19 protein-coding genes and 1 pseudogene are annotated in these 23,369 nt (G+C 69.2%); 13 read left to right on the forward strand and 7 right to left on the reverse strand.

Annotation, left to right across the window (positions count from 1 at the left end):
- Positions 1-126: 126 nt before the first annotated feature.
- A complete protein-coding gene (locus ACQP1O_RS37020; protein ID WP_433562975.1) occupies positions 127-1,068 on the forward strand; it encodes an acyl-ACP desaturase in 942 nt (313 codons plus the stop codon).
- A 55-nt stretch (positions 1,069-1,123) separates the two neighbouring features.
- On the opposite strand, the gene ACQP1O_RS37025 is transcribed toward ACQP1O_RS37020, so the two are convergent.
- Genes ACQP1O_RS37025 through ACQP1O_RS37035 form a run of 3 tightly spaced genes read right to left on the reverse strand, consistent with a single transcriptional unit; the run spans position 1,124 to position 4,151 of the window.
- Entirely contained in the window at positions 1,124-1,945 is an 822-nt protein-coding gene (locus tag ACQP1O_RS37025) for a carbohydrate ABC transporter permease (RefSeq protein ID WP_433567915.1), read from the reverse strand.
- Positions 1,946-1,959: 14 nt separating this feature from the next.
- Positions 1,960-2,856, reverse strand: coding sequence for a carbohydrate ABC transporter permease (locus tag ACQP1O_RS37030; RefSeq protein ID WP_433562976.1), 897 nt, complete (start codon positions 2,854-2,856; stop codon positions 1,960-1,962).
- Entirely contained in the window at positions 2,853-4,151 is a 1,299-nt protein-coding gene (locus ACQP1O_RS37035; RefSeq protein WP_433567916.1) for an ABC transporter substrate-binding protein, read from the reverse strand. The genes ACQP1O_RS37030 and ACQP1O_RS37035 overlap by 4 nt, the downstream gene beginning before the upstream one ends.
- A gap of 325 nt (positions 4,152-4,476) precedes the next feature.
- Here ACQP1O_RS37035 and ACQP1O_RS37040 point away from each other — a divergent pair, with 325 nt between their 5' ends.
- The 5 genes from ACQP1O_RS37040 (at position 4,477) to ACQP1O_RS37060 (ending at position 9,481) form a co-directional block, all read left to right on the forward strand.
- Positions 4,477-6,804 carry a carbon starvation CstA family protein gene (locus ACQP1O_RS37040; RefSeq protein WP_433562977.1) on the forward strand — a complete coding sequence of 776 codons (2,328 nt, stop codon included), beginning with the start codon at positions 4,477-4,479 and terminating at the stop codon, positions 6,802-6,804.
- Positions 6,805-6,811: 7 nt separating this feature from the next.
- The gene (locus ACQP1O_RS37045) at positions 6,812-7,051 is read left to right on the forward strand and encodes a YbdD/YjiX family protein (RefSeq protein ID WP_433562978.1); all 240 of its coding nucleotides are present in this window, start codon (positions 6,812-6,814) and stop codon (positions 7,049-7,051) included.
- A gap of 67 nt (positions 7,052-7,118) precedes the next feature.
- Complete coding sequence (locus tag ACQP1O_RS37050) at positions 7,119-8,621, forward strand: Ada metal-binding domain-containing protein (RefSeq protein ID WP_433562979.1); 1,503 nt, start codon at positions 7,119-7,121, stop codon at positions 8,619-8,621.
- Positions 8,618-9,136: a methylated-DNA--[protein]-cysteine S-methyltransferase gene (locus tag ACQP1O_RS37055; RefSeq protein ID WP_433562980.1), complete on the forward strand. Its 519-nt coding sequence runs from the start codon at positions 8,618-8,620 to the stop codon at positions 9,134-9,136. The genes ACQP1O_RS37050 and ACQP1O_RS37055 overlap by 4 nt, the downstream gene beginning before the upstream one ends.
- 72 nt (positions 9,137-9,208) lie before the next feature.
- Positions 9,209-9,481, forward strand: a complete 273-nt coding sequence (locus ACQP1O_RS37060) for a DUF2277 domain-containing protein (protein ID WP_433562981.1) — start codon at positions 9,209-9,211, stop codon at positions 9,479-9,481.
- A gap of 39 nt (positions 9,482-9,520) precedes the next feature.
- Here ACQP1O_RS37060 and sigJ read toward each other — a convergent pair whose 3' ends face one another.
- Positions 9,521-10,411 carry an RNA polymerase sigma factor SigJ gene (gene sigJ / locus ACQP1O_RS37065; protein WP_433562982.1) on the reverse strand — a complete coding sequence of 297 codons (891 nt, stop codon included), beginning with the start codon at positions 10,409-10,411 and terminating at the stop codon, positions 9,521-9,523.
- 135 nt (positions 10,412-10,546) lie between these two features.
- On the opposite strand from sigJ, the gene ACQP1O_RS37070 reads away from it, so the two are divergent.
- Positions 10,547-11,131 (forward strand): NADPH-dependent FMN reductase, encoded by a 585-nt coding sequence (locus ACQP1O_RS37070; protein ID WP_433562983.1) that lies wholly within the window; start codon positions 10,547-10,549, stop codon positions 11,129-11,131.
- Positions 11,132-11,141: 10 nt separating this feature from the next.
- Positions 11,142-11,609 carry a YybH family protein gene (locus ACQP1O_RS37075; protein WP_433562984.1) on the forward strand — a complete coding sequence of 156 codons (468 nt, stop codon included), beginning with the start codon at positions 11,142-11,144 and terminating at the stop codon, positions 11,607-11,609.
- Between the two features lie 55 nt (positions 11,610-11,664).
- Here the strand turns inward: ACQP1O_RS37075 and ACQP1O_RS37080 are convergent, their stop codons facing one another.
- Together ACQP1O_RS37080 and ACQP1O_RS37085 are read right to left on the reverse strand one after the other, a co-directional pair.
- Positions 11,665-14,904 (reverse strand): AAA family ATPase, encoded by a 3,240-nt coding sequence (locus ACQP1O_RS37080; RefSeq protein WP_433562985.1) that lies wholly within the window; start codon positions 14,902-14,904, stop codon positions 11,665-11,667.
- 577 nt (positions 14,905-15,481) lie between these two features.
- Positions 15,482-16,618 (reverse strand): annotated as a pseudogene (locus ACQP1O_RS37085) (exonuclease SbcCD subunit D); the annotation flags it as partial.
- 354 nt (positions 16,619-16,972) lie between these two features.
- Here ACQP1O_RS37085 and ACQP1O_RS37090 point away from each other — a divergent pair.
- Both ACQP1O_RS37090 and ACQP1O_RS37095 read left to right on the forward strand, forming a co-directional pair.
- Complete coding sequence (locus tag ACQP1O_RS37090) at positions 16,973-18,115, forward strand: DNA recombination protein RmuC (RefSeq protein WP_433562986.1); 1,143 nt, start codon at positions 16,973-16,975, stop codon at positions 18,113-18,115.
- A gap of 241 nt (positions 18,116-18,356) precedes the next feature.
- Positions 18,357-19,538: a DUF6542 domain-containing protein gene (locus ACQP1O_RS37095; RefSeq protein WP_433562987.1), complete on the forward strand. Its 1,182-nt coding sequence runs from the start codon at positions 18,357-18,359 to the stop codon at positions 19,536-19,538.
- Between the two features lie 141 nt (positions 19,539-19,679).
- Here the strand turns inward: ACQP1O_RS37095 and ACQP1O_RS37100 are convergent, their stop codons facing one another.
- Positions 19,680-20,681 carry a 4-hydroxy-3-methylbut-2-enyl diphosphate reductase gene (locus ACQP1O_RS37100; RefSeq protein WP_433562988.1) on the reverse strand — a complete coding sequence of 334 codons (1,002 nt, stop codon included), beginning with the start codon at positions 20,679-20,681 and terminating at the stop codon, positions 19,680-19,682.
- Between the two features lie 199 nt (positions 20,682-20,880).
- Here ACQP1O_RS37100 and ACQP1O_RS37105 point away from each other — a divergent pair, with 199 nt between their 5' ends.
- The 3 genes from ACQP1O_RS37105 to ACQP1O_RS37115 all read left to right on the forward strand — a co-directional run bounded on the left by ACQP1O_RS37105 (position 20,881) and on the right by ACQP1O_RS37115 (position 23,369).
- A complete protein-coding gene (locus tag ACQP1O_RS37105) occupies positions 20,881-21,597 on the forward strand; it encodes a lipid droplet-associated protein (RefSeq protein ID WP_433562989.1) in 717 nt (238 codons plus the stop codon).
- A gap of 321 nt (positions 21,598-21,918) precedes the next feature.
- On the forward strand, positions 21,919-23,145 hold the full coding sequence (gene xseA / locus ACQP1O_RS37110; RefSeq protein ID WP_433567917.1) for an exodeoxyribonuclease VII large subunit: 1,227 nt from the start codon (positions 21,919-21,921) through the stop codon (positions 23,143-23,145).
- Entirely contained in the window at positions 23,145-23,369 is a 225-nt protein-coding gene (locus ACQP1O_RS37115) for an exodeoxyribonuclease VII small subunit (RefSeq protein ID WP_433562990.1), read from the forward strand. Before xseA ends, ACQP1O_RS37115 begins: the two co-directional genes overlap by 1 nt.

The raw sequence follows: 23,369 nt of genomic DNA on the forward strand, positions 1-23,369 counted from the left end.
TGAGGCCGGATACGCACCAAACCCATCGTGTCCGTCTAGGGTATAAGCGCGGCGATGTCGCGCAGTCAGTGATGCATCAACAGCGGTATGTTCCGTGGTTTTTCCACCGAATCCGAAAGGCGCTGTATGGCTAGGGACTTGACGCAAATCGAGTTACTGACGGAATTGGAGCCGGTGGTCGCGGCCAATATCGACCGGCATCTGGCCACGGCGAAGGACTGGTGTCCGCACGACTATGTGCCCTGGAGCGAGGGCCGCAACTTCGCGGCCATGGGTGGCGTCGATTGGGAGCCCGAGCAGTCACGGCTCTCCCAGGTCGCCAGGGTCGCGATGATCACGAATCTGCTGACCGAGGACAACCTGCCCTCGTACCACCGGGTGATCGCCGAGAACTTCTCCCAGGACGGCGCGTGGGGCACCTGGGTCGGCCGCTGGACCGCCGAGGAGAACCGCCACGCGATCGCCATGCGGGACTACCTGGTGTGCACCCGCGCTGTCGACCCCGTCGCACTGGAGAACGACCGGATGGTGCACCTGACCCGCGGCGTCCACGCGCCGGAAGGCTTCGGCGGCGTCCTCGATCAGGTCGCTTACGTGACCTTCCAGGAGTTGGCCACCCGGGTCAGTCATCGCAGCACCGGACGGGTCTGCGACGACCCGATCGCCGAACGGATGCTGCAACGCATCGCGGCCGACGAGAACCTGCACATGATGTTCTATCGCAACATCACCGGTGCCGCCTTCGATGTCGCTCCCGACCAGGCGATGGAGTCGGTGACCAAGATCGTGATGACCTTCGCCATGCCGGGCACCGGCATGCCGAACTGGCGGCGCAACGGCGTCTTGATGGTCAAACACGGAATCTACGATCTGCGTCAGCATCTGGACGAGGTCCTGTTGCCGGTCCTGCGCACCTGGAACGTCTTCAAGCGCACCGATTTCACCGCGCGCGGCGAACGCAGTCGCGAACACCTCGACCAGTACCTCGAGAAACTCGGTCGCGACGTCATCCGGTTCGAAGAACAACGCGAACGCATCCTCAGCCGCGAAGCGGCACGGGTCGGCTAGCCGATAGGTCGGGCATGTACCCAGCGCATGCCCGACCAGGTACCGGTCCCGCCCATCAGCGGCCGCCCATGCCGGAGAGGGCGATACCGCGGACGAAGACGCGCTGAGCGAGCGCATAGAGCAGCAGCAGTGGCAGCAGGATGACCGTGGCCGCGGCCATGAGCAGCGGCCAGTTGGTCGAGTACTGCCCCTGGAGCCGGACGAGACCCAGTGTGGCGGTCGCGTAGTCGTTGCGTTGAATCATGATCAGAGGCCAGAGAAAGTCGTTCCAGACGGTGATCCAGGTGAGGACCGCCAGGACCATGACCGCCGGTTTGGTGTGCGGCAACAGGACTCGCCAATAGATCTGCCACGGGGTGCAGCCGTCCAGAATGGCCGCCTCCTCCAATTCGATGGGGAGGGTGCGGAAGAACTGGCGCATCAGGTACGTGCCGAAGGCGCTCCCGAAGAGACCGGGAACGATCATCGACCAGGGGGTGTCAATCCAGCCGAAGGCCCGCATGAGCAGGAACTGCGGGATGACGGTGACGGTGAGCGGGACCATGAGGGTCGCCAGGTAGCCCACGAACAGCACCTCGCGGCCGGCGAAACGCAGCCGGGCGAAGGCGTATCCCGCCAGAGAGCAGAAGAAGACCTGGCCGGCGGTCACGCAGGCGGCGTAGACGACGGTGTTGAGCAGCATGCGGCCGAGCGGGATGGCGTCGAAAGCCTCCCGGTAGTTGGACCATTGGGGGTGCGACGGCAGGGGCGCCGCCTCGGTCAGCTCACCATCGGATTTCAGGGACGACGAGACGGACCACAGGATCGGGGTCAGCGCGCACCACGCCACCGCGATCAACGCCAGATAGGTCAGCGCCCCGGCGACCGAGCGCCGCATCACCCCGCCGCGGCTCAAAGCTCCGCCTCGGATCGCCGGGCCAGCCATTGCTGGATCAGGGTGAAGGCCAGCAGAATTGCGAAGATGACCCAGGCCAGGGCCGACGCGTAGCCGACCTCGTAGAAGCGGAAGGCGTTCTGGAACAGCATGATTCCCAGGACGTAGGTGCCGGTCTCGGGACCACCGTTGCTGCCGGTCAGGGCATAGGCCTGGTCGAAGGCCTGCACCGAGTTGATGACGGTGATCACCAGGACGAAGGAGAGGGCGCCGCGGATCAGCGGGATGGTGATCGAGCGGAACCGGCGCCAAGCGTTCGCGCCGTCGATTTTCGCTGCCTCGTACAGGTTTTCGGGGACGCCCTGCATGGCCGCGAGCAGGATGACGGTGGCGAAGGGCACCGATTTCCACACCGTCACCAGGCTCAGCGAGACCAGGGCCCACTGCGGATCGGTCAGCCACGGCACCGGGCCGAGGCCGATCCAGCCCAGGAGAATATTGGCGAGCCCGTCATCGCTGGCGAAGATGAAGCGGAACACCACCGCCATGGCGACGGTCGACGCCACCAGCGGCAGGAACGCCACGGTCCGGAACACCCCGACACCGGGCAGTTTCCGATTCAGCAGTCCCGCGACGGCGAGGCTGACCGCCACCGTGGGCACCAGCGTCAGGATCGTGAACACGGCCGTATTCCGCAGGGCGATATAGAAAAGCGGGTCCTCGGAGAACAGCCGCCGATAGTTCGCCGCACCCACGAACCGCGGCGGGCTGAACAGATCCCAGGCGTGGAAGCTCAGATACAGCGAAAACCCCAGCGGGAACAGCATGAAAACCAGGATGGCGGCCAGATTCGGTGCCACGAACAGCCTTCCGGCGCGCGCCCGCCGCCGCTCCAGCACCGGCCCACCCCTCATACCGCCGCCCGCAGTAGCTGATCGATATCGGCGCTGGTCTGCCCACCCAGTGAGTCCGCTGTCGCCGCGCCCCGCAGCACTCGATTGCAGCCGCGCTCGAGCAGCGCCTCCACCTTGCCCCACACGGGCGTCACGGCCAGCGGACGCGAATTCTCCGGCCCCTCGGTGAAGACCTCGAGATTGCGCAGCGTCGGGTGGGCCGCGGCGAATCCCGGTGACTGCATGGCCGATCGCAGGACCGGCACGAACAGACCCGACTCCGCGATGATGGCCTGCCCCTCGGGCCCGGTCGCGAACTTCACGAATTCCCAGGCCTGTTCACGCCGCGGACTGGCCGCCGCGATGGCCAGTCCGGTGCTGCCGATATCGGTGATCGCGCCCGGACCCCCGTCCGGCCCGACCGGCAGCACCGTGACATCGAAGTCGAGATCGTCGTGCCCGGTGAACTCCGAGTACAGCCAGTGCCCGCCCATGAGCATGGCGGCCCGTCCACCGCGGAACAGATCCTGCGCCGAAACCGATTGCCGGTCACCGACACTGGGTGCCACCCGGTGCCGTACGGCCAGGTCGGCATAGAACTGGAACCCGGCCGCGAACCGCGGATCCCCGAGATTGGTGCTGGTGGGCCGCACCGGCGGACTGAACCATTCGGCGCCGTTGTTCATGCCGAAGCAGGCCGCCGAGAAATAGGGCACCCAGGCGTCCACGAATCCCCACTGCCCGGTGCGCCCGTCGGAGTCGCGGTGGGTGAGCGCCCGCGCGGCCGCCAGGAACTCCGTGAAGGTCCAGGCCGCGGACCAGCGCGCGGGCGGGCGAATCCCGGCCTCGGCGAACAGCTTCCGGTTGTAGTAGAGGAACACCCCCGACCACTGCTCCGGCAGCGCGTACTGCCCGCCGTCCCAGACGAAGGTGTCGCGCAGTGTCGCGTACCCGTCGGCGCGCAGCCGGGCGGCGTAATCCGGCTCCCGGTCCAGGAATTCGCGCAGATCCACCAGCACACCCCGATCGGCGAGCCCGGCGTAGAGCAGCTCCCACGCCATCAGCACGTCCGGGCATTTGCCGCCCGCGCAGTAGGTGAGCATCTGCTGCAGCGGATCGGGCCCGGACATGATGGTGCGGATCCTGATATCCGGTCGCCGCCGGTGGAATTCGTCGATGATACGCAGCCGCGCCCGGGCCTCCTCGGGCCGCGCCTGGAAGAAGAAGGTGACCGCGTCGTCGTCCCCGCCCGCGCAGCCGCCCGCGGCCAGCAGCGCCGCCAGCGCGGCCGAACGCAGCAGGCTACGCCGATCCATTCCGCCGGGCCGGGCCGCCCATTCGCTCGCCAAAGATATATCTCCGTGAACTAAACGAACTAAAGGACCACAGTGACGCAGATCTCGAACCAGCATGGCAGCATACGGGGAGCAACCTGCGACACGCGGCAAACACGCGAACTCGCGGGAATTCGGCCGCCGCGCACCACCCCCGCGCGGCGGCCGCAGCGTCCGCCGGGCCACCCGTACCTGGCGGTACGACACCAGGTGAACAGCTGGTCGAAGCCCGTTCACTCGCATGTCGGTTGGGCTACGTTGTGACCATTTCAGTTAGAAGCCGCAGTACCGCAGGGAGAGTTGTCGCATGGCGACCATCGAATACCTCCGGACGGATCCCGACCTACCTCCGGTAGGTGTCGTGGACCGGACGCCCATGACGCCCGCGAAGAAGGGCATCTTCCTCGTCATCGCCGTGATCGGCGCAATCGCCTGGGGCATCCTCGCTTTCATGCGCGGCGAGAACGTGAACGCGGTGTGGATCGTCATCGCCGCCCTCTGCACCTACGTACTCGCGTACCAGTTCTACGCCCGGCTCATCGAATACCGGATCACCAAGCCGCGCGATGACGTCGCCACTCCCGCCGAGGAGATGGAGAACGGCAAGGACTACATGCCGATGGACCGCCGGGTCCTGTTCGGCCACCACTTCGCCGCCATCGCGGGCGCCGGCCCGCTGGTCGGCCCGGTGCTGGCCGCGCAGATGGGCTACCTGCCCGGCACCATCTGGATCATCGTCGGCGTCGTGCTGGCCGGTGCGGTCCAGGACTATCTGGTGCTGTGGGCCTCGGTGAAGCGCCGCGGCCGGTCGCTGGGTCAGATGGCGCGCGACGAGCTCGGCGTGGTCGGCGGCGTCGCGGCCATCATCGCGGTGCTGGTGATCATGATGATCCTGCTCGCGGTGCTGGGCATCGTCGTGGTGAATGCCCTTGCCGCGACCAAGAATCCGGTTACCGGCGCGCTCGAGGGCGGCAGCCCGTGGGGTGTGTTCTCCATTTCGATGACCATCCCGATCGCCCTGTTCATGGGCCTGTACCTGCGCTTCTTCCGGCCCGGCAAGGTCGGCGAGGTGTCGCTGTTCGGCTTCGTGCTGCTGCTGGCGGCGATCCTGCTCGGCAATCCGGTGTCCCAATCCGGTTGGGGCCGCGACCTGTTCACGCTGTCCGGTACCACCATCGCCTGGATGCTGATCATCTACGGCTTCATCGCCTCGGTGCTGCCGGTGTGGCTGCTGCTGGCTCCGCGCGACTACCTGTCCACCTTCATGAAGATCGGCACCATCGGCCTGCTCGCCATCGGCGTGCTGGTCACCATGCCGGTGCTGCAGGCCCCCGCGGTCTCCCAGTTCGCGTCCAACAGCAACGGTCCGTCCTTCGCGGGCAGCCTGTTCCCCTTCCTGTTCATCACCATTGCCTGTGGCGCACTGTCCGGCTTCCACTCGCTGGTGTCCTCGGGCACCACGCCGAAGCTGCTGGAGAAGCAGTCGCAGGCGCGCATGATCGGCTACGGCGGCATGCTGATGGAATCGTTCGTGGCGGTCATGGCGATCATCGCGGCGTCGATCCTGGATCAGCACCTGTACTTCGCCATCAACAGCCCCGGCCTCACCTCCGCGCAGGCCGCGGCCGACAGCGTGAACAAGCTCGGTGTGGGCGGCAGCCCGATCGACGCGAAGTACCTGAACGACATGGCGCAGAGCGTCGGTGAGTCCCGGGTCTACTCGCGCACCGGTGGCGCACCCACCCTCGCCATCGGCATGACCGAGGTGATGCACAAGTTCATCGGCGGTACCTCGCTCAAGGCGTTCTGGTACCACTTCGCCATCATGTTCGAGGCGCTGTTCATCCTCACCACCATCGACGCGGGCACCCGCGTCGCGCGGTTCATGCTCTCGGATTCGCTGGGCAACCTGGGCGGCGTGGCCAAGAAGTTCCGGGATCCGTCGTGGTGGCCGGGCGTGTTCATCTGCTCCGGCGTGGTCGTGGCCGCGTGGGGTTCGGTGCTGCTGATGGGTGTCACCGACCCGCTGGGCGGCATCAACACCCTGTATCCGCTGTTCGGTATCTCCAACCAGCTGCTGGCCGCGATCGCGCTGACGGTGGTGCTGGTGATCGTGGTCAAGAAGGGTCTCGTGAAATGGGCCTGGATTCCGGCGCTTCCGCTGGTCTGGGACCTGATCGTCACCATGACGGCCTCGTTCCAGAAGATCTTCTCGGGTGACCCGAAGATCGGCTACTGGACGCTGCACCACAACACCATCGACAAGCAGAACGCCTACATCGCCGCGCGCGATTCGGGGCAGCTGCCGAAGGGCGTCAAGGACGTCGCCGCGCTGAATCAGCAGATCCACGATATGGACAAGATCATCCGCAATACCTTCATCCAGGGCACGCTCTCCATCGTGTTCGCGGTGATGGTGCTGATCGTGGCGCTGGTCGGCGTGTGGGTCTGCCTGCGCGCCATCCGCAAGGGCGGCGGCGAGACGACCGAATCGCCGGAGGTGCCGTCGAAGATCTTCGGCCCCAGCGCTTTCCTCGCCACCAAGGCGGAGAAGGAGGTCCAGCAGGAATGGGACACCCTGATCGCCGAGGGCAAGATCCGCGCGCCCGGCGCGGCCACGGTCGCCAGTCATTAGCGCGCCGATGAGTACCCCCGAAGCCCCGCTCGCCGCAGGTCCGCTGCGGCGAGCGGGGCTCGCCCTCGTCCGGGCCGTGAAAGCCGTTGCCTGGTGGTTCAACTCGATCCTCGGCGGCAACGACTACGCCCGCTACGTCGATCACCTGCGGCTGCAACACCCGGAATGCGAGATTCCCAGCGAGCGCCAGTATTGGCGCGATCGCCATGCGGCCGCCGCCAAGAACCCGGCAAATCGCTGCTGTTGACACGAGTGGCGGTTTTCCGCCAACATCCATGTCCGATACCCGCTAGCAGAGGTCGGCCGGGACTGACATGGTGGTATTCGTGAGTGCGAACGACTTGGATTTCGAGCGTTGCTACCGCGCCGTGGCAACCCGGGACGCCCGGTTCGACGGGCAGTTCGTGACCGCGGTGCGCACCACCGGAATCTATTGCCGCCCTTCCTGTCCGGCCATCACCCCCAAACGCACCAACGTCACCTTCCTGCCCACCGCGGCCGCCGCACAGCAGCACGGCTTCCGCGCCTGCCGCCGATGCCTGCCCGATGCCGCGCCCGGCTCGCCCCTCTGGAACACCCGCGCGGACCTGGCCTCACGCGCCATGCGACTGATCGGCGACGGGGTCATCGAACGCGGCGGCGTGCCGGCCCTCGCCGATGCCCTCGGCTACTCCCAGCGCCAGCTCACCCGGGTACTCACCAGCGAGCTCGGCGCCGGCCCACTGGCACTGGCGCGCGCCCACCGCGCGCACACCGCCCGGCTGCTGATCCAGACCACCCGGCTGCCCATGTCGGATATCGCGTTCGCGGCCGGATTCGCCAGCATCCGGCAGTTCAACGACACCGTGCGCGAGGTGTTCGCGGTCAGCCCGACCACGCTGCGCGAGGAATCCCGGCGCCGCAACGGCGATACGCTGCCGGCCACCAACGGGCTGCTCACCCTACGACTCCCCTATCGCGAACCATTGGACAAGTCGTGGCTGGAATGGTTCCTGTCCGCACACACCGTCCCGGGCGTGGAGCTGTGGGAGAACGGCGTCTACAGCCGCAGCCTGCGAACACCGCACGGCCACACCACCATTCGGCTGTCCATCCAGCCCGGCCACGTGCGGGCCTCGCTGTCGCTGCAGGACATGCGCGACCTCGCACCGACCGTCGCCCGCATCCGGCACTTCCTGGATCTGGACGCCGATCCCATCGGGATCGACGAGGCCATGGCCGCCGGCGTGGCGGGAAGCTCACCACGCCCGGGCTTTCCGGGCGCCGTACTGCCCGCCGGAATCCGGGTCCCCGGCTGCCTGGACGGCCCGGAACTCTTGCTACGCACCATGATCGGGCAGCAGATCTCGGTGGCCGCGGCCAATACCCACACCGCGCGGCTGGTGCAGGGCCTGGGCGAGACCATCGCCGGGCCGATCCCGCACCTGTTCCCGACCGCCGAGGCCATCGCCGAACGCGGCTCCGAGGTACTGACCGGGCCGAGCCGGCGCATCGAGGCCATCGTCGGCGCGGCCAAGGCGCTCGCCACCGGCGACCTGGTGCTACACCCCGGCCGCACCGCCGGTGAACTGCGCCGCGACCTGCTGGCCCTGGACGGGGTCGGACCCTGGACCGCGGACTATGTCACCATGCGCCTGCTCGCCGATCCGGACGTGCTCCTACACTCCGACCTGATCGTGCGCCGCGGCGCGGGACTGCTCGGCATCGACCTCGCCGATACCGCCCGCTGGTCGCCGTGGCGTTCCTACCTCACCATGCACCTGTGGAAACACGCCCTCGCCCATCCGGCCGAGGCCAACCGGAGGACCCCGCAGTGAGCTCCGAAAACCCTGTCGGCACAGCCGATTACGCCACCGTCGCGACACCCGCCGGTCCGTTCACCGCCATCGTGGACGCCGACGGGGTGGTCCTCGCCTCCGGCTGGACCGCCGATCCGGAAGAACTGCGGGCGCTCATCCACCCCGGCATCCGGCCCGCCGCGCTGCGCGGACGCGACGCCCTCGGCGCGGTCACCCGGGCCGTCACCGAGTACCACGCCGGTGACCTCACGGCCATCGACGGCATCGCCGTGCGCCAGGTGTCCGGACCGTTCCTCACCCACGCCTGGGAGATCCTGCGCAAGGTGCCGGCCGGAGACCCCGTCACCTACACCGACTTCGCGGCCATCTCCGGGCGGCCCGCCGCCACCCGCGCCGCGGCCAATGCCTGCGCCCGCAATGCCGCCGCGCTCTTCGTGCCCTGCCACCGGGTGATCCGCACCGACGGCAGCCTCGGCGGCTTCCGCTACGGCCTGCCGATCAAGCGCTGGCTGCTCGACCACGAGTCGGCCTGAGAGCTCTCACCCACGGGGTCCGCGCGCGAGCGTGCCCGGGCCGCGTCGGCGCCCGGGCGTACGGTGGCAGCCATGTGCCGCAACATTCACACCCTGCACAACTTCGAGCCGCCGGCCACCCCGGACGAGGTGCACGCGGCCGCCCTGCAGTACGTCCGCAAGATCAGCGGAAGCACCAAACCGTCCCAGGCCAACCAGGACGCCTTCGACCTGGCGGTGGAAGAGATCGCCGCGGCAACCACCCGCCTGCTGAACGGCCTGACCACCACCGCCCCACCCAAGGACCGCGAGGTCGAGGCCGCCAAGGCCCGCGCCCGCGCCGAAGTGCGCTTCGCGGGCCGATAACCGAATCGGCCGGTACAGCGTGCGGATGCGCTGTTCAGTTCAGCCGGCCGTCCAGGGCCGCAGTTTCTCCGGGTTCCGGATCACCCAGATGCGAGTGATCCGGTCAGCTGCGATGTCGAACGCGTAGACCGAGACGATGGCGCCGTCGATCAGCGCCACCAGGCCGGGCTGGCCGTTCACCGTCCGCTCCAGCAGGGTCACCGCGGGACCGTGGGTGGAGATCTCCATCCAGGCCTGGGCGACCTGCTCGCCGCCGTGGATCGGATCGAGGAAGGATAGTGCCAGGCCGCCTCCGTCGGCCGTGGCGATCACCGTCGGATCGAGCAAGCCGATCAGGGCCTCGATATCCTTTGTCTCCCAAGCCCGTTTGAAATCCCGGACCACCTCGGTGCGCACGGCGCCCGACGGGCTCCGCGAGGTATCGATGCGGCGGCGGGCGCTGGAGGCGAGCTGACGGCAGGCTGCGGGGGTGCGCCCGACGATGTCGGCGACCTCGGCGAAGGAGTAGCGGAACACGTCATGCAGGACGAACGCCACCCGCTCGGCCGGTGTCATGGAATCCAGCACGACCAGGAAGGCCATGCTGATCGACTCGTCGAGGGTGACCCGGTCGGCGGGATCACCGGCGGCGGGACCGCCGAGCCAGTCTGATCGGTCGGGGACCGGCTCCGGAATCCATTCGCCCACATAGCGTTCCCGCCTGGCGCGCGCCGAGCCGAGCAGATCGAGACAGATCCGGCCGGCGACCGTCGTCAACCACGCGCCGGGCGCCGCCACCTCCCGCTGCTGCCGCTCGGACAACGCGTACCAGCGCACGTAGGTCTCCTGCACCACATCCTCGGCCTCGGAAAGAGAGCCCAGTAGCCGGTAGGCCAGATTGATCAGCTGACGGCGTTCGTCGATCACCGCGGGCAGGTGCGGATCGGTCATTGTCGGCTCCCTTTCGTCTGTGCGTCCACACCGAATTCGACGAATCAGCCACCCGATTTGTGAGGCGGCCTGACATTCCCGGCGGCTGTGTCGTCGGTAGGTCGTAACACCTTCGACATGGCAGGAGTTCCGGAAATGACCAAGATCGGCATCATCCTCGGCAGTACCCGGCCCAACCGCAAAGGCGAGCAGGTCGCGAAGTGGGTGCTGGACACGGCGGCGCGGCGCGGCGACGCCGAGTTCGAACTCATCGATCTGCGCGACCACCCGCTCCCGCACCTGGACGAGGCGATGCCCCCGATGTTCGGACCGTCGGTCAACGCCCACACCCGGGCCTGGGCCGAGCGGATCGCCCCGTTCGACGCCTTCATGCTGGTGACCCCGGAGTACAACGGCGGCATGCCAGGGGTGCTGAAGAACGCACTCGACCATCTGCTCGCGGAATGGGTCAACAAGGCGGTCGGATTCGTTTCCTACGGTGTGAACGGCGGCGCCCGCGCGGTGGTGCAGCTGCGCACGGTCTGCAGCACGCTGGGCATGGCCGACGTGGGCTATCAGGTCTCGATCTCGGTGCTCACCGATTTCGAGAACCACACCACGTTCACACCGCGTGACCACCACGCCGCCGCGTTGGACAAAACGCTGGATCAGCTCATCGCGTGGAGCACCGCGCTCGCCCCGCTGCGGGCCGGCGCCGAAACCACTCTCGTCAATTCCTGAGGAGTCGATCATGACCACACCCAGCGACTTTCGGTCACGCGCCGAGCGCATCGCGGCCGATGAAGTCGAGATTCGCCGGAACATCGACAGGGTGGTCGAAGGACTGCGAGCCAAGGACCTCGACGCCCTGAAGCAGCTGTACACGCCCGATGTCGTGTCCTTCGATGTCGAACCGCCACTCCAGCATGTCGGGATAGCGGCGAAACTCCAGAACTGGGCGAAAGTCTTCCTGTTCTTCGAGAGTGTGACCTATGAGGTTCGCGATCCGACGTTCATCGTCGGCGATGATGTGGCATTCGGGCACGCCTTCGCTCGTCTCAGCGGCACGCTGAAGAACGGGGCCGCGACGAGCGGTATGTGGGTCCGGGTCACCTACGGCATGCGAAAGATCGACGGCACCTGGTTGATCGCACACGATCAGGTGTCGGTGCCGTACGACATCTCGAGCGGCAAGGGCGTGGTCGACCTCGAGCCCTGACGGGTCGGGGGGTGTCGGGTGCCGGCGCCGCGCGGGCTTTCGCCCTGTCGAAAGCTCATGCGCCGACCGAGGTTTCGAGGCGGGAGCCGGTGCGGCCGCGAATGACGTGCAGGCGGCTGGGGATGCGCTGGCGCATTTCGTCCACATGGCTCACCACGCCGACCACCCGGCCCCCGGAACGAAGCTCGTCCAGGACGCCCATCACGGCGTCGAGGGTGTCGGCGTCGAGGCTGCCGAAGCCCTCGTCGATGAAGAGGGTGTCCATGACCAGGCCACCGGATTCGGCCGACACGACGTCGGCCAGGCCGAGGGCCAGGGCCAGGGAGGCCATGAAGGTCTCGCCGCCGGAGAGGGTCTTGGCCGGACGGATCGCGCCGGTGTAGTCGTCGCGGATATCGAGGCCCAGACCGCCGCGACGGCCACGCGGGCCCGCGGCATCGGTGTGGACGAATTCGTAACGGCCGCCGGACATCCGGCGCAGCCGCACCGAACCGGCCAGCGCCACCTCCTCCAGGCGGGCGGCCAGCACGTACGACCGCAGGGACATGCGGCGGTTGTTCTCGCCACGACCGGACACCACCTCGGCCAGGCGGGCCAGCTCGTCGTGGGAGCGCTGGAGTGGGGCGATGCGATCGACGGCCGCCGACAGCTGTGTGCACAGGCCCTCCAGCTGCGCCAGCCGCCGATCCGCCTCGGCATTCGCGGCGACGGCCCGGTTCAGCTCCGATTCCGCCTGCGCCACCGCGGTTTCCAGCTCGCGCGGATCGCCGGGTTCGTCCTCCCCGGCCGACCGGATCTCAGGTTCGGCGAGCACGGCCTCGGCGTGCGCGCGAGCCCGGTCGGCGGCCACCAGTTCGTCCTCGATGGCCGTCTGCTGCGCGGCGGTGCGGGAGGCGGCGTCGACCGCACGGGCATACGCGCCCAGCACGCCGTAGTCCGGCCCGGACTCCCCCATCACCGGCGGCGCGGAATCCACCAGACCCGCTTCGCAGGAGAGCTTTTCGACCCGGACCGCGGCCGCCGCGACCTGCTCGCGAGCGGCGGCCGCCTCGACGCGGGCAGACCGCACCGCGGTGGCTTCCTCGACCAGCGCCGCCAAGCGGGCCCGGCGGCGGTCGACGGTGCCGTCGGCGCCGGCGGCCGCGCGCAGCCGCTCGGTGAGTTCGGCCAGCCGCCGATCGGTGGCGACGATCCGCTCCGTCGTTGCGCTGGACCGGCTTTCACATTCCCGCGCCTCGTTCTGCAGGCGGGTCTGATCCGCGCGCAGCGTGCTGAGTTCGGCGGTCAGCCCGTCCACGAGACCCGCGATGCCCTTGGCCGCGGTGTATCGCCTGGTCGAATCGTCCAGTGCGGCGGCCAGTTCCGCCTTGTCCACATCACCGCCCCGCTCGACCAGCACCTCGACCGCCCGTTCCAGCTCGGCGACCAGTTGCCCGGCCCGGTCCCGCTCACCCTCGGCCTTCCGCTCCGCGGCCAGCGCCGCGTCCTCGTCGGCCTTGGACACCGCATGCTCGGCCGGTCGCGCCGGATCCGGATGCGCGAGGGACCCGCACACCGCGCACGGCTCGCCGGCGGCCAGGCCCTCCGCCAGCTCCGCCGCCATCCCGGCCATGCGCTGCTCCCGCAGTGCCTGCGTACGCTGCCACGCCTCGGCGTGCCGGGCCCGCGCCCGCTCGAAAGCGGTTCCCGCCCCGGCCAGTTCACCGCGCCGCCGCTCCAACTCCACCGCGGCGGCGGCCGAGGTGCGCAACCGCTGACACTCGGCCTCCAGTCCGGGCAATGCGGCCGCCGCGTCCGCGGCGTCCCGCAACCGGACCTCCACCGCCGCAACGGCATCCGGCAGCTCACGCAGCCGCTGAGCCAGCTTGCCGGCCCGGGCATCCAGATCGGCCTGCTCGGTCCGCAACCCGGCCAGCTCCCGCGTCAGGCGGGTCGCCGAATCCGCATCCGCCCGAACCTCATCGAGCGCGCCCACCTGTGCGCTCCACCGCTGCACAGCCGCCTCGAGCCCCGAGGCACGGCTCTCGAGCATCGCCGGTCCAGCGTCCTCGACGCCGCTGCCATCGTGTATCCGGTCACCGGCGTCGGAGTCGACGGCGTCGAACGGGCGGCGGGTGGTGAGATCGCCGGCGTGACCTGCGTCGGCGTCGATGTCGCCGAGGTCGGCGGCGAGGTCGGTGCCGGTGAGTTCCACTGCGGCGAGATCGGCTGCGGCCCAGGTGGTTCCGTGGAGCTCGGCGCTGGCCGGTTCGAGGAGGCGGTCGGCGAGCTGCTCGGCGGCGCGGGTGGCGTCGTCGGTGCGGCGGCGCAGGGTCACGGCGGCGGCGCGAGCCTCGGCCAGGGCGGTGGCGACGGGTTCGGCGCGGCGGGCCCGGTCGAGTTCGGACTGACGCGCAGCGCGGTGGTCGGCGGTGGCGGCGAAGTCGGCCAGCTGGGTGCGAGCCGCGGTACGGCGGCGGAAGAGCTCGTGGCGGCGGCGCTCCGCCTCGGCGGCGGCGCGGACAGCGGCCGAATCCTGCTGGCGCCGCCGCAGATCAGCGGCCGTCTCGGTCACCAGGGTGCGGGCGGCCGCCAGCAGGGACTGCGACCAGCCGACCGACTCGAGGAGCCCGGCCGTCTCGGTGGCGGGCAGTCCCGCGGCCGTACCGACCTGCGCGATGAGACGGTCGATGCTGTGCTTGCGGGCATCCAGATCGGCGGAACTCGCGCGACGCTTGTCGACCAGCCACTGCTCGGCGGTGCCGAAACGCTCGGTGTCGAAGAGCTTTTCGAGCAGCTTCTCGCGATCCTCGTTGTCGGCGCGCAGGAATCGCGCGAAATCACCCTGCGGCAGCAGCACGACCTGGAAGAACTGATCGGCGCTCATGCCCAGCAGCCGCAGCACCTCGTCGCCGATATCGGGAATGCGGGACAAATTCTGGCCCCGCCCGTCCAGCCACTCCAGCGTGGCGGCCGCGTTCTCCTTCACCCAGCCCGACTTGGCGCGCTTGCTCGGCCGCTGGAATTCCGCCGACCGGTTCAGTCGCAGCCGACGACCACCGACCGTGGCCTCCAACACCACCCGGGGCGGCGTCTGCTCGTCGGCGTGGTCCGAATGCAGCCGCTTGATATCGCCACGCGCCCCCGGCACGCTCCCGTACAGCGCGAACGCGATGGCGTCCAGCACCGTGGTCTTCCCCGCCCCGGTTTGCCCGTGCAGCAGGAACAACCCGTCCGCACCGAGCTCGTCGAAGTCCACCACGGCCGTCTCGGCGAACGGCCCGAACGCCGTCAGCTCCAACCGATGCAGCCGCACGCAGCGCCCCCTTCCCTCGACGCCACTCCCCATCCAACTACCCGGCACCCACCGCCCACCGCGGGACACGCCGAACCACTCAGCGCCCCAACGCTCATGCGGTCATCCCGCCGGCCACATCGCCCGATTCGCCCGGCTCCAACCCGAAGTCATCCAGATCGAACAGCCCGAGCGCCGCATCCGCCTCCGCCGCATCCACCCCGCGCACCGACCCATCGAACCCGGCCGCACTCACCACCCGCGCCGCAACGTCGGCCCCTCCGACCGGATCGGTACCGTCCGAGCCCACCGATCCACGTCCGGCGTTCGCACCCAGCACATCGGCATCATCGGGCGCGGCGAACAACGCGCCCGCCCCCGCCGCGACAGCCTCCGCCGGCGCAGCAGCTGTCGGTGCGCTGCCTTCGGTAGGACCGGCAGCCTCGACAGAGACGGCAACCGCGGCAACCACGGTCTCTGCGACAGATACGGCGGCCGGATCGCCCACCTCGGCGCCACCAGGCACGACAGCCTCGGCGGCGACAGCGGCCGGAGAGATTGGCGCGGCGGCTGTGGCCGGGGTGGGAAGGTGTAGGGGGGCGTCGGTTTCACGGGTGGCCGCGGCGAGGGCGCGCTCGAGCCAGGTCATTTCGCCGGCGGTGGGGGTGCCGCGGACGTCGGCGAGAAAGCTCTGGGCAATCTCGGTGTCGCGGCGGCCGTGCACGCGTTCGCGGTAGCGGAGTTCCGGGTTGCCTTCGGGGCGTTGCCATTCCACGTGGACCGCGTGCGGGAAACGCTCGCGGAGGCGGCGCAGCGCGTCCACAGGACGCGCCTCGTCGGTGAGGGTGGCCGAGACATAGTGTGATTCGGCTTCGGCGTGCTCCGGGGATTCCAGGAGGGATTCCAGGGGCCCGGTGAGTTGCGAGAGGCCGCGCACCACCGGGAGTTCGTGGCGCTGGACGGCGGACAGGCCCGCGGCGTCGATATCCACGATCCAGACCGCCTTGCGGTGCGAGCGCTCGCCGAACGAATACGGCAGCGGCGAACCCGAATAGCGGACGGACTCCGACAGCGTCTGCGGCGAGTGCAGGTGGCCGAGCGCCACATAGTCGATCCCGGCGAAGGCCGACAGCGGCACCGTCTCCACGCCCCCGACCGAAATGGACCGCTCCGACCCGGTGGCCTCGCCGCCCACCACGAACGCGTGCGCCAGCACCACCGACCGCGCCCCCGGCCGCCCCGTCAGATCGGCGCGCACCAGGCCCATGGCCGCGTCCAGGATCTCGGCGTGCGAACGTGCCTGCGGTACGCCCAATTCCGCCCGGGTGATCTCCGGCTCCAGGTACGGAATGCCGTAAAAAGCAATTTCACCGAACGAATCGGACAGCACGATCGGCCGCGCCACATCCGCGATCCGGCAGCGCAAATGCAATCCGCCCGCCGCCGCGAAACTGCCGAGCGCACCGAGCCGAGTCGGCGAGTCGTGATTACCGGAGGTGGCGACAATGGTCGCGCCCGCCGCCCGAACTGCCTCGAATCCCCGATTGCACACCGCAATCGCATCCGCACTGGGAATGGAACGGTCGTACACATCCCCCGGCAGCACGACCACGTCCGCCCCCTCGGTCTGCACCAATTCCGCGATGGCCCGCAGCGAGCACTCCTGATCGGCCAGCAGATCGACGCCATGAAAGGTGCGCCCGATATGCCAGTCGGAGGTGTGCAGGATCCGCATGACGGAAGACGCTAGGCGATTGCCCCGACAGATTGGGCCGCACCCTGGCGAGTCGTAACGAACACGCCGTTGCATAGCTGTACACGGCACGGGCCAGCTCTGCACATACAGCGACCCACAGCCCTACACACACGCCGCAGTGCTTTGCGTATGCCAGGGCGACAACTGATTTCGCAACGGTCGGGGTAACTCCCCGGGTACGCCCAGAATCGGTAAGGCACCCGACCTGCGGCACGGATACGAAACTGGCCACGGCTCTCAGCCGTCCGCTGAAGACACGGAGAGGCGGCAACAGCGAGGCGGCAACAGCGAGGCGGCACAGCTTTGTCGGTGGTCTCCGGCACTATCTCCGCCATGACCGCACCGATGCTGTTCGCGCTGCTGCTGGTGTTCGTATCGGGGCTGGCCCTGGGCTGGCTCGGGCATGCCGCGCGCGCGGGACAGCGGGCGGCGGTGGCCGAGGCGCGGCTGGCGGCGATGCGGGACAACGAGCGGCTGTTGCGGCAATCACTCGGCGCGGCCAGCGAGGACGCGGCCCGGCGGCAGTCCCACGCCATCGGCGCGCTGGTCGATCCGCTGCGGGAGGCGGTCGGCAGCCTCGACCGCCACATTCGCGAGGTCGAGCACAACCGCATCAACGCCTACTCCGGGCTGCGCGAACAGGTCGCGGGCATGCAGCGGATGTCACATCAGTTGTCCACGCAGACCGGTCAATTGGTGGCCGCCCTGCGCGCGCCCCAGGTACGCGGCCGCTGGGGCGAGATCCAGCTCGAGCGCGTGGTCGAGCTGGCCGGCATGGCCCGGCACTGTGATTTCGACACCCAGGTCACCCGCCGCGGCGACACCGTGGTGCGCCCGGATCTGGTGGTGCGCCTGTCCGGCGGCCGCCAGATCGTGGTGGACGCCAAGGTGCCCTGCACCGCCTTCCTGGACGCCGCCGGCACCGAGGACCCGCGCGAGCGCGAGGGCCACCTGGCCCGCCACGCCCGGCATCTGCGCAACCATGTGGATCAGCTGGCGGCCAAGGAGTACTGGGCGGCCTTCGATCCCTCCCCCGAGTTCGTGGTCCTGTTCGTGCCCGGCGATCCGTTCCTGGACGCGGCCCTCACCACCGACTCCGGGTTGCTCGAGTACGCCTTCGGTCGCAATGTGGTCCTGGCGACGCCCACCACACTCATGGCCCTGCTGCGCACGGTCGCGCTGGGCTGGCGGCAGGAGGCGCTGTCGGCGGACATGGCCGTGATCCAGCAGCTGGGCCGTGAGCTCTACACCCGGCTCGGCACCACGGGCCGCCACCTGGACCGGCTGGGTGCGCAACTGGGCAAGGCGGTCGACGCCTACAACCACACCGTGGCGTCGGTGGAGTCGCGGGTCATGGTGACCGCCCGGAAGCTGCACGACCTGGAGATCGCCGATGCGCCGGTACCCGAAGTCCGCAGGGTCGAGAGCTGGCCGCGCGCAGTCGGCTTCGCGGATGCGATGGACCGCGAAGGATGAGGTTGGACACATGAGCACGCCATTCGGAGCTCGGTCGGCAAGCGCGCAGAGGTTCGCGGCGCGTCTTGTTCTGGACTGCGGCTGAACAGACCTCCGCCTCGGAGCGGAGGAGGGAAGAACGGGACCTTCAGCGCGGCGAACCCGCTCGGAGCGGAGCGGAGAGCAAATTGAACAGAGCTTCCGCATACCCGCGTGATGTCGCCTGCCTCGCGAAACACCGATATGCCTTAGTGTGCTTGACGTGGCAGTTACCCAACGCGAGCGAACCGAGGTGCCCCCGTCGCACCGTTCGATCCTGCCGTCGGTTCCCGGCGTCCCGGCCGGAGCCGCGGTGCTGATCGCTGTGACGTGCACGTTCATCGGTCTCCTGATCGACGCTCAGAGCTCGGGTAGCCGACCACAGGGCGACGAACTCACCGGTTCCTTCGCCACGCTGTACATCGCCGGCTGTGTGGTGGCCGTGCTCGCGGTCCGCCATCGGGGACTGTTCACGACGATGGTGCTCCCGCCGCTGCTGCTGTTCATCGCGGTGCCGCTGGCCTACCAGTTCCTATTCGGGTCCTCCGGCAGTCTCAAGCTGAAGGACATCCTGCTGAATCTGGCCATCCCGCTGGTGAATCGGTTCCCCACCATGGCGCTGGCCACCGTGCTCGTGCTGATCGCCGGCGCGGTCCGCATCGTGCTGCACCACCGCGAGACCAAGGCCGGCGCGACCGGCGAACCGCGCAGAACCCGGGCCGGTGCCACCCGCCCCGGCAGCGCTCGCGCCCAGCGCACCCGCTCTACCGGCTCCAAGGAACCCGCCAGACGCCGCCTCCGGCCCGGCGCGGAAACGGCTGAGGAAGGCGGCACCCCCGACTCCGAGACCACCGGTTCGTCCCGCCGCGCGGGTGCCCGGGTCGCGGCCGGGCCGCCGCGGGTAGGCACCGGCCGGCCCGCCGGCGAGAGCCGCCGCCGTCGCGCCCAGGATCCGGATCAGGCCGCCGCCGAGCGCACCCCGGCCGCCACCGAGGGCCGCCGCCGCGCCGCGCGCCCGGACCAGTCCGGCGCCGCCACCGCCGAGGGCCGTCGCCGGGCCCAGTACGCCGAGCAGCCGTCCCGCAACGGCGACCGCCGCGCGGTCCCCGGCGACCAGCCCCGCACGGGCGAGCGCCGCGCCGCGCCGGCCGATCGCCCCCGTAACGGTGAGCGTCGCGCCGCCCCGCCGGCGCCGGAGGCCGCCCAGGGCGAGGGCCGCCGCCGGCGCGCGCAGCCCGAGCAGGCCGCGGGTCGCGGCACCGAACGCCACGCCGCCCCCGAGCGCAATCCGGCCCCCGCCGCCGAGGGCGGCCGCCGCCGTCGCGCGCAGCCGGGTGAACTGCCACCGCATCCGCGTCCGAATGTGCGCTACCGCGAACGTGATTCGGGTCGCATCGAACGCTGAATCCCCCGGCGACATTCGAGCGACTCGCACCGTAGATTTCCGGCAATCAGGAAATTCGGCACGACAATAAGATCATCCGGATAAGCAATTCGCGCCCTCCACAACGAATGTGGAGGGCGCGAATGCGTTTCGGAACGATTACTACGCGCGCGCGGTGCGAAGTTCGCGCGGCAGCGAGAAGACCAGGGTCTCATTGGCGGTCGTGACCGGAACCACCGCACCGAAACCGTGTTCGGCCAGCAATTCCAGCACGCCCTCCACGAGAATCTCCGGCACCGAGGCGCCGGAGGTGACGCCGACCGTGCGAATGCCCTCCAGCCAGGCGGTATCCACCTCGCGGGCATAGTCCACCAGGTGCGCGGCGCGGGCGCCGGCACTCAGCGCGACCTCCACCAGCCGGACCGAGTTGGACGAATTCCGGGAGCCGACCACGATCACCAGATCGCATTCGGGAGCCATGGCCTTCACCGCGGTCTGGCGGTTGGATGTGGCGTAGCAGATGTCGTCGCTCGGCGGATCCTGCAGCTTGGGGAACTTCTGGCGCAGGCGGTTGACGGTCTCCATGGTCTCGTCCACCGACAGCGTGGTCTGGGAGAGCCAGATCACCTTGTTCTCGTCGCGCACGGTGACCGAGTCGACGGCGTCGGGGCCGTCCACCAGCTGCACGTGGTCGGGCGCCTCACCGGCGGTGCCCTCGACCTCCTCGTGGCCCTCGTGGCCGATGAGCAGGATGTCGAAGTCGTCGCGGGCGAAGCGCTTGGCTTCCTGGTGCACCTTGGTGACCAGCGGGCAGGTGGCGTCGATGGTGTGCAGGTTGCGGCGGGCGGCGGACTCGTGAACGGCCGGGGAGACGCCGTGCGCGGAGAACACCACCAGCGCGCCCTCCGGCACCTCCTCGGTCTGGTCGACGAAGATCACACCGCGCTCGCGCAGCGTTTCCACCACGTGCCGGTTGTGCACGATTTCCTTGCGGACATAGATGGGCGCGCCGTGCTTTTCGAGCGCCTTCTCCACCGTTTCGACCGCTCGGTCCACACCGGCGCAGTAGCCGCGCGGTTCGGCGAGCAGCACTCGCTTCGGCGCGTCGGCATCACCCGCCACGGACCGGACGATACCGACGTTCAAAGGGATACCCGAGGACATGGCACCAACAATACTGGCGAACACCTATAGGTTCGCGGCCGTCTCGATTCTGGACTGCGGCTTGATAGACCTCCGCCTTGGAGCGGGGGAGGGAAGAATCGAGACCTCGGGGCCGCGAACCCGCCCGGAGCTCAGCGGAGGGCAATTAAACACAGCTTTTCGCCTTTGCATCACACGGCGTTTCGGGCAGGCTAGGGGCATGTTCCGACCTCCGTTCCTGGCCCGGGTCGCCGCCGGGGCCGCCGTCTATGCTCTCGAGGAAACTCGTCGGCTACCGACGACCGCGATCAATTTCCCGATTACCGCGATCAGCCAGGTGCTGCAGACCACCATGCACCTCCAGCAGTTCGTGACCAGCCTCGCCCTCAAGGGCGACGCCGTCTTCGACCGTTTGCTCAACCAGCCCGAAGAACAGCCCGCCTGGGCCACCTTCGATGAGGATGAGGCAGACGAGCAAACTCCGAGCTTCGCCGCCGAATCGGCGCGGCAGAGCCGGTTCGACCTGTTCACCGAGCCGGAACCGGCCGTCGCGGAGCCCGCCCCGGCCGTGGTGGAGCCGGTCGCGGCCCCCGAACCGGTCGCGGTCGAGACCGAACCGGACACGGTCGACCCCGACCCGGTGCCCGCCGAATCGGCCGCGCAGGAGGCAGCCGATCCGGAGGTCACCGAGACCGCCGCGCCCGCAACGGCTTCCAAGGCGGCCACCAACGGCCACCACAGCAGCGCCGTCGCCGAGCCCGAAGTGGCGGCCCGCTTCGACTACTCCGCCATGACCATCGCCCAGCTCCGCGCCCGCCTGCGCCAGCTGACCGTCGATGACCTGGCGGCTCTCCTCGCCTACGAGCAGGAGACTCTCGATCGTGCCCCGTTCGTCACCATGCTGACCAACCGCATCGCGACCGTACAGGCGAAGTGAACCCAACTCTCGGGAGCTCTCAGGGGTTTCAGCCCTGAAACCCTCGAGATTGCGGGGCTCGCCCCGGACCCCGGCGCAAACATCGGGGCTCGGCCCCCGGAACTCCGGCACCGTCACATCGGCGGTCCTCGACCAGCGCCGGCCGCTCGGGCTACCACCCGGACGGCCGGTGTTCGTATTCACCGGGATTCACACGGTCGGGCAACGCGCGAATCCCGTGTCGGCGGGCAGTGTGTGCCGGGCGTCGGTGGGCACTGACAGAATCGTGCGGTGAGCACCGATACGACGCCGCGGCCGCCGAGCTCGTCCGCCGAGAACCCGATGCCGGTGCGGACCGTCGCGGTGAAGGTGGCGCAGTGGATCGACCGGCTGGGGGCGGTCTGGGTGGAGGGGCAGATCACCCAGATGAATGTGCGGCCGGGGACGCGGACGGCCTTTCTGGTGCTGCGGGATACGGCAGCGGACATGTCGCTGTCGGTGACCTGTGATCCTGAGCTGCTGCGTAATTCGGCGGTGCCGCTGCAGGAGGGCAGCCGGGTCGTCGTATACGGCAAGCTGTCGTTCTTCACCGGGCGGGGCACGGTGTCGTTGCGGGTCACCGAGATTCGGCCGGTGGGCATCGGCGAGCTGCTGGCCCGCATCGAGCGCTTGAAGGCGCTGCTGTCGGCGGAGGGCCTGTTCGATCCGCGACTCAAGCGTCCGATCCCGTTCCTGCCCAATCGGATCGGCCTGATCACCGGCCGCGCCAGCGCTGCCGAGCACGATGTGGTGACGGTGGCCACGCAGCGCTGGCCGGCGGTGCGTTTCGAGATTCGCAATACCGCTGTGCAGGGCCCGACCGCGGTGCCGCAGATCCTGGAGGCCATCGCCGCGCTGGACGCGAATCCCGAGGTGGATGTGATCGTGCTGGCGCGTGGTGGCGGCAGTGTCGAGGATCTGCTGCCGTTCTCCGATGAAACCCTGTGCCGCGCCATCGTTTCCGCCACCACTCCGATCGTGAGCGCGATCGGCCACGAGCCGGACAATCCGATCTCGGACCATGTCGCCGACCTGCGGGCCGCCACCCCCACCGACGCCGCCAAGCGCATCGTTCCCGACGCCGCCGCCGAAACCGCGCTGCTGCAGGAACTTCGGTCCCGCGCGAACGCGGCGCTGCGCGGCTGGGTGGACCGCGAGGCCCGTGCGCTGGCCCAATTGCGTTCGCGCCCGGTGCTGGCCGACCCGCTGCGCCTGCTCGATCAGCGGCACGACGAGGTGGAGCGGCTGCGCGCCAACGCCCAGCGGGCCGTCGACCACTTGCTCAGCGGTGAGTCCACCACGACTCGGCATCTGCGTGAAAAACTCTCCGCCGTCGGCCCGGCCGCTACCCTGGCCCGCGGTTACGCGGTGGTGCAGCGGGTGAACGGCAAGGACCGCGAGGTGGTCCGCGCCATCGAGGACTCCCCGCCCGGCACCCAGCTCCGAATCCGGGTGGCCGACGGCGCGATCTCCGCCGCCGCCCTCGGCGCTCAATCCCTGGCTCCCCGCCCGACCCGGAAGGACTCCTGATGACCGACGACGAACGCGCCGAAATCGCCACCTTCGGCTACGAGCGCGCCCGCGACGAACTGGTCAATGTCGTGAAGATGCTCGAGCAGGGCGGCATGGACCTCGACGACTCGCTGGCCCTGTGGGAACGCGGCGAAGCCCTCGCCACCCGCTGCGAACAGCACCTCGCCGGCGCCCGCAAGCGCGTCGAGGACGCCCTCGCGCACCGCACAGAGCAGGAGTGA

It is taken from the genome of Nocardia sp. CA-151230 (assembly GCF_050942175.1).
Lineage (GTDB): Bacteria > Actinomycetota > Actinomycetes > Mycobacteriales > Mycobacteriaceae > Nocardia.

Excerpts from the sequence above, each read along its gene's own strand:
- ACQP1O_RS37115 (WP_433562990.1), top strand. The coding sequence starts at position 23,145 with ATGACCGACGACGAACGCGCCGAAATCGCCACCTTCGGCTACGAGCGC.
- ACQP1O_RS37075 (WP_433562984.1), top strand. The coding sequence starts at position 11,142 with ATGACCACACCCAGCGACTTTCGGTCACGCGCCGAGCGCATCGCGGCC.
- ACQP1O_RS37070 (WP_433562983.1), top strand. The coding sequence starts at position 10,547 with ATGACCAAGATCGGCATCATCCTCGGCAGTACCCGGCCCAACCGCAAA.
- ACQP1O_RS37050 (WP_433562979.1), top strand. The coding sequence starts at position 7,119 with ATGGTGGTATTCGTGAGTGCGAACGACTTGGATTTCGAGCGTTGCTAC.
- ACQP1O_RS37100 (WP_433562988.1), bottom strand. The coding sequence starts at position 20,681 with ATGTCCTCGGGTATCCCTTTGAACGTCGGTATCGTCCGGTCCGTGGCG.
- ACQP1O_RS37040 (WP_433562977.1), top strand. The coding sequence starts at position 4,477 with ATGGCGACCATCGAATACCTCCGGACGGATCCCGACCTACCTCCGGTA.
- ACQP1O_RS37020 (WP_433562975.1), top strand. The coding sequence starts at position 127 with ATGGCTAGGGACTTGACGCAAATCGAGTTACTGACGGAATTGGAGCCG.
- ACQP1O_RS37025 (WP_433567915.1), bottom strand. The coding sequence starts at position 1,945 with ATGCGGCGCTCGGTCGCCGGGGCGCTGACCTATCTGGCGTTGATCGCG.
- ACQP1O_RS37030 (WP_433562976.1), bottom strand. The coding sequence starts at position 2,856 with ATGAGGGGTGGGCCGGTGCTGGAGCGGCGGCGGGCGCGCGCCGGAAGG.
- ACQP1O_RS37090 (WP_433562986.1), top strand. The coding sequence starts at position 16,973 with ATGACCGCACCGATGCTGTTCGCGCTGCTGCTGGTGTTCGTATCGGGG.
- ACQP1O_RS37060 (WP_433562981.1), top strand. The coding sequence starts at position 9,209 with ATGTGCCGCAACATTCACACCCTGCACAACTTCGAGCCGCCGGCCACC.
- xseA (WP_433567917.1), top strand. The coding sequence starts at position 21,919 with ATGCCGGTGCGGACCGTCGCGGTGAAGGTGGCGCAGTGGATCGACCGG.
- ACQP1O_RS37045 (WP_433562978.1), top strand. The coding sequence starts at position 6,812 with ATGAGTACCCCCGAAGCCCCGCTCGCCGCAGGTCCGCTGCGGCGAGCG.
- ACQP1O_RS37035 (WP_433567916.1), bottom strand. The coding sequence starts at position 4,151 with ATGGATCGGCGTAGCCTGCTGCGTTCGGCCGCGCTGGCGGCGCTGCTG.
- sigJ (WP_433562982.1), bottom strand. The coding sequence starts at position 10,411 with ATGACCGATCCGCACCTGCCCGCGGTGATCGACGAACGCCGTCAGCTG.
- ACQP1O_RS37105 (WP_433562989.1), top strand. The coding sequence starts at position 20,881 with ATGTTCCGACCTCCGTTCCTGGCCCGGGTCGCCGCCGGGGCCGCCGTC.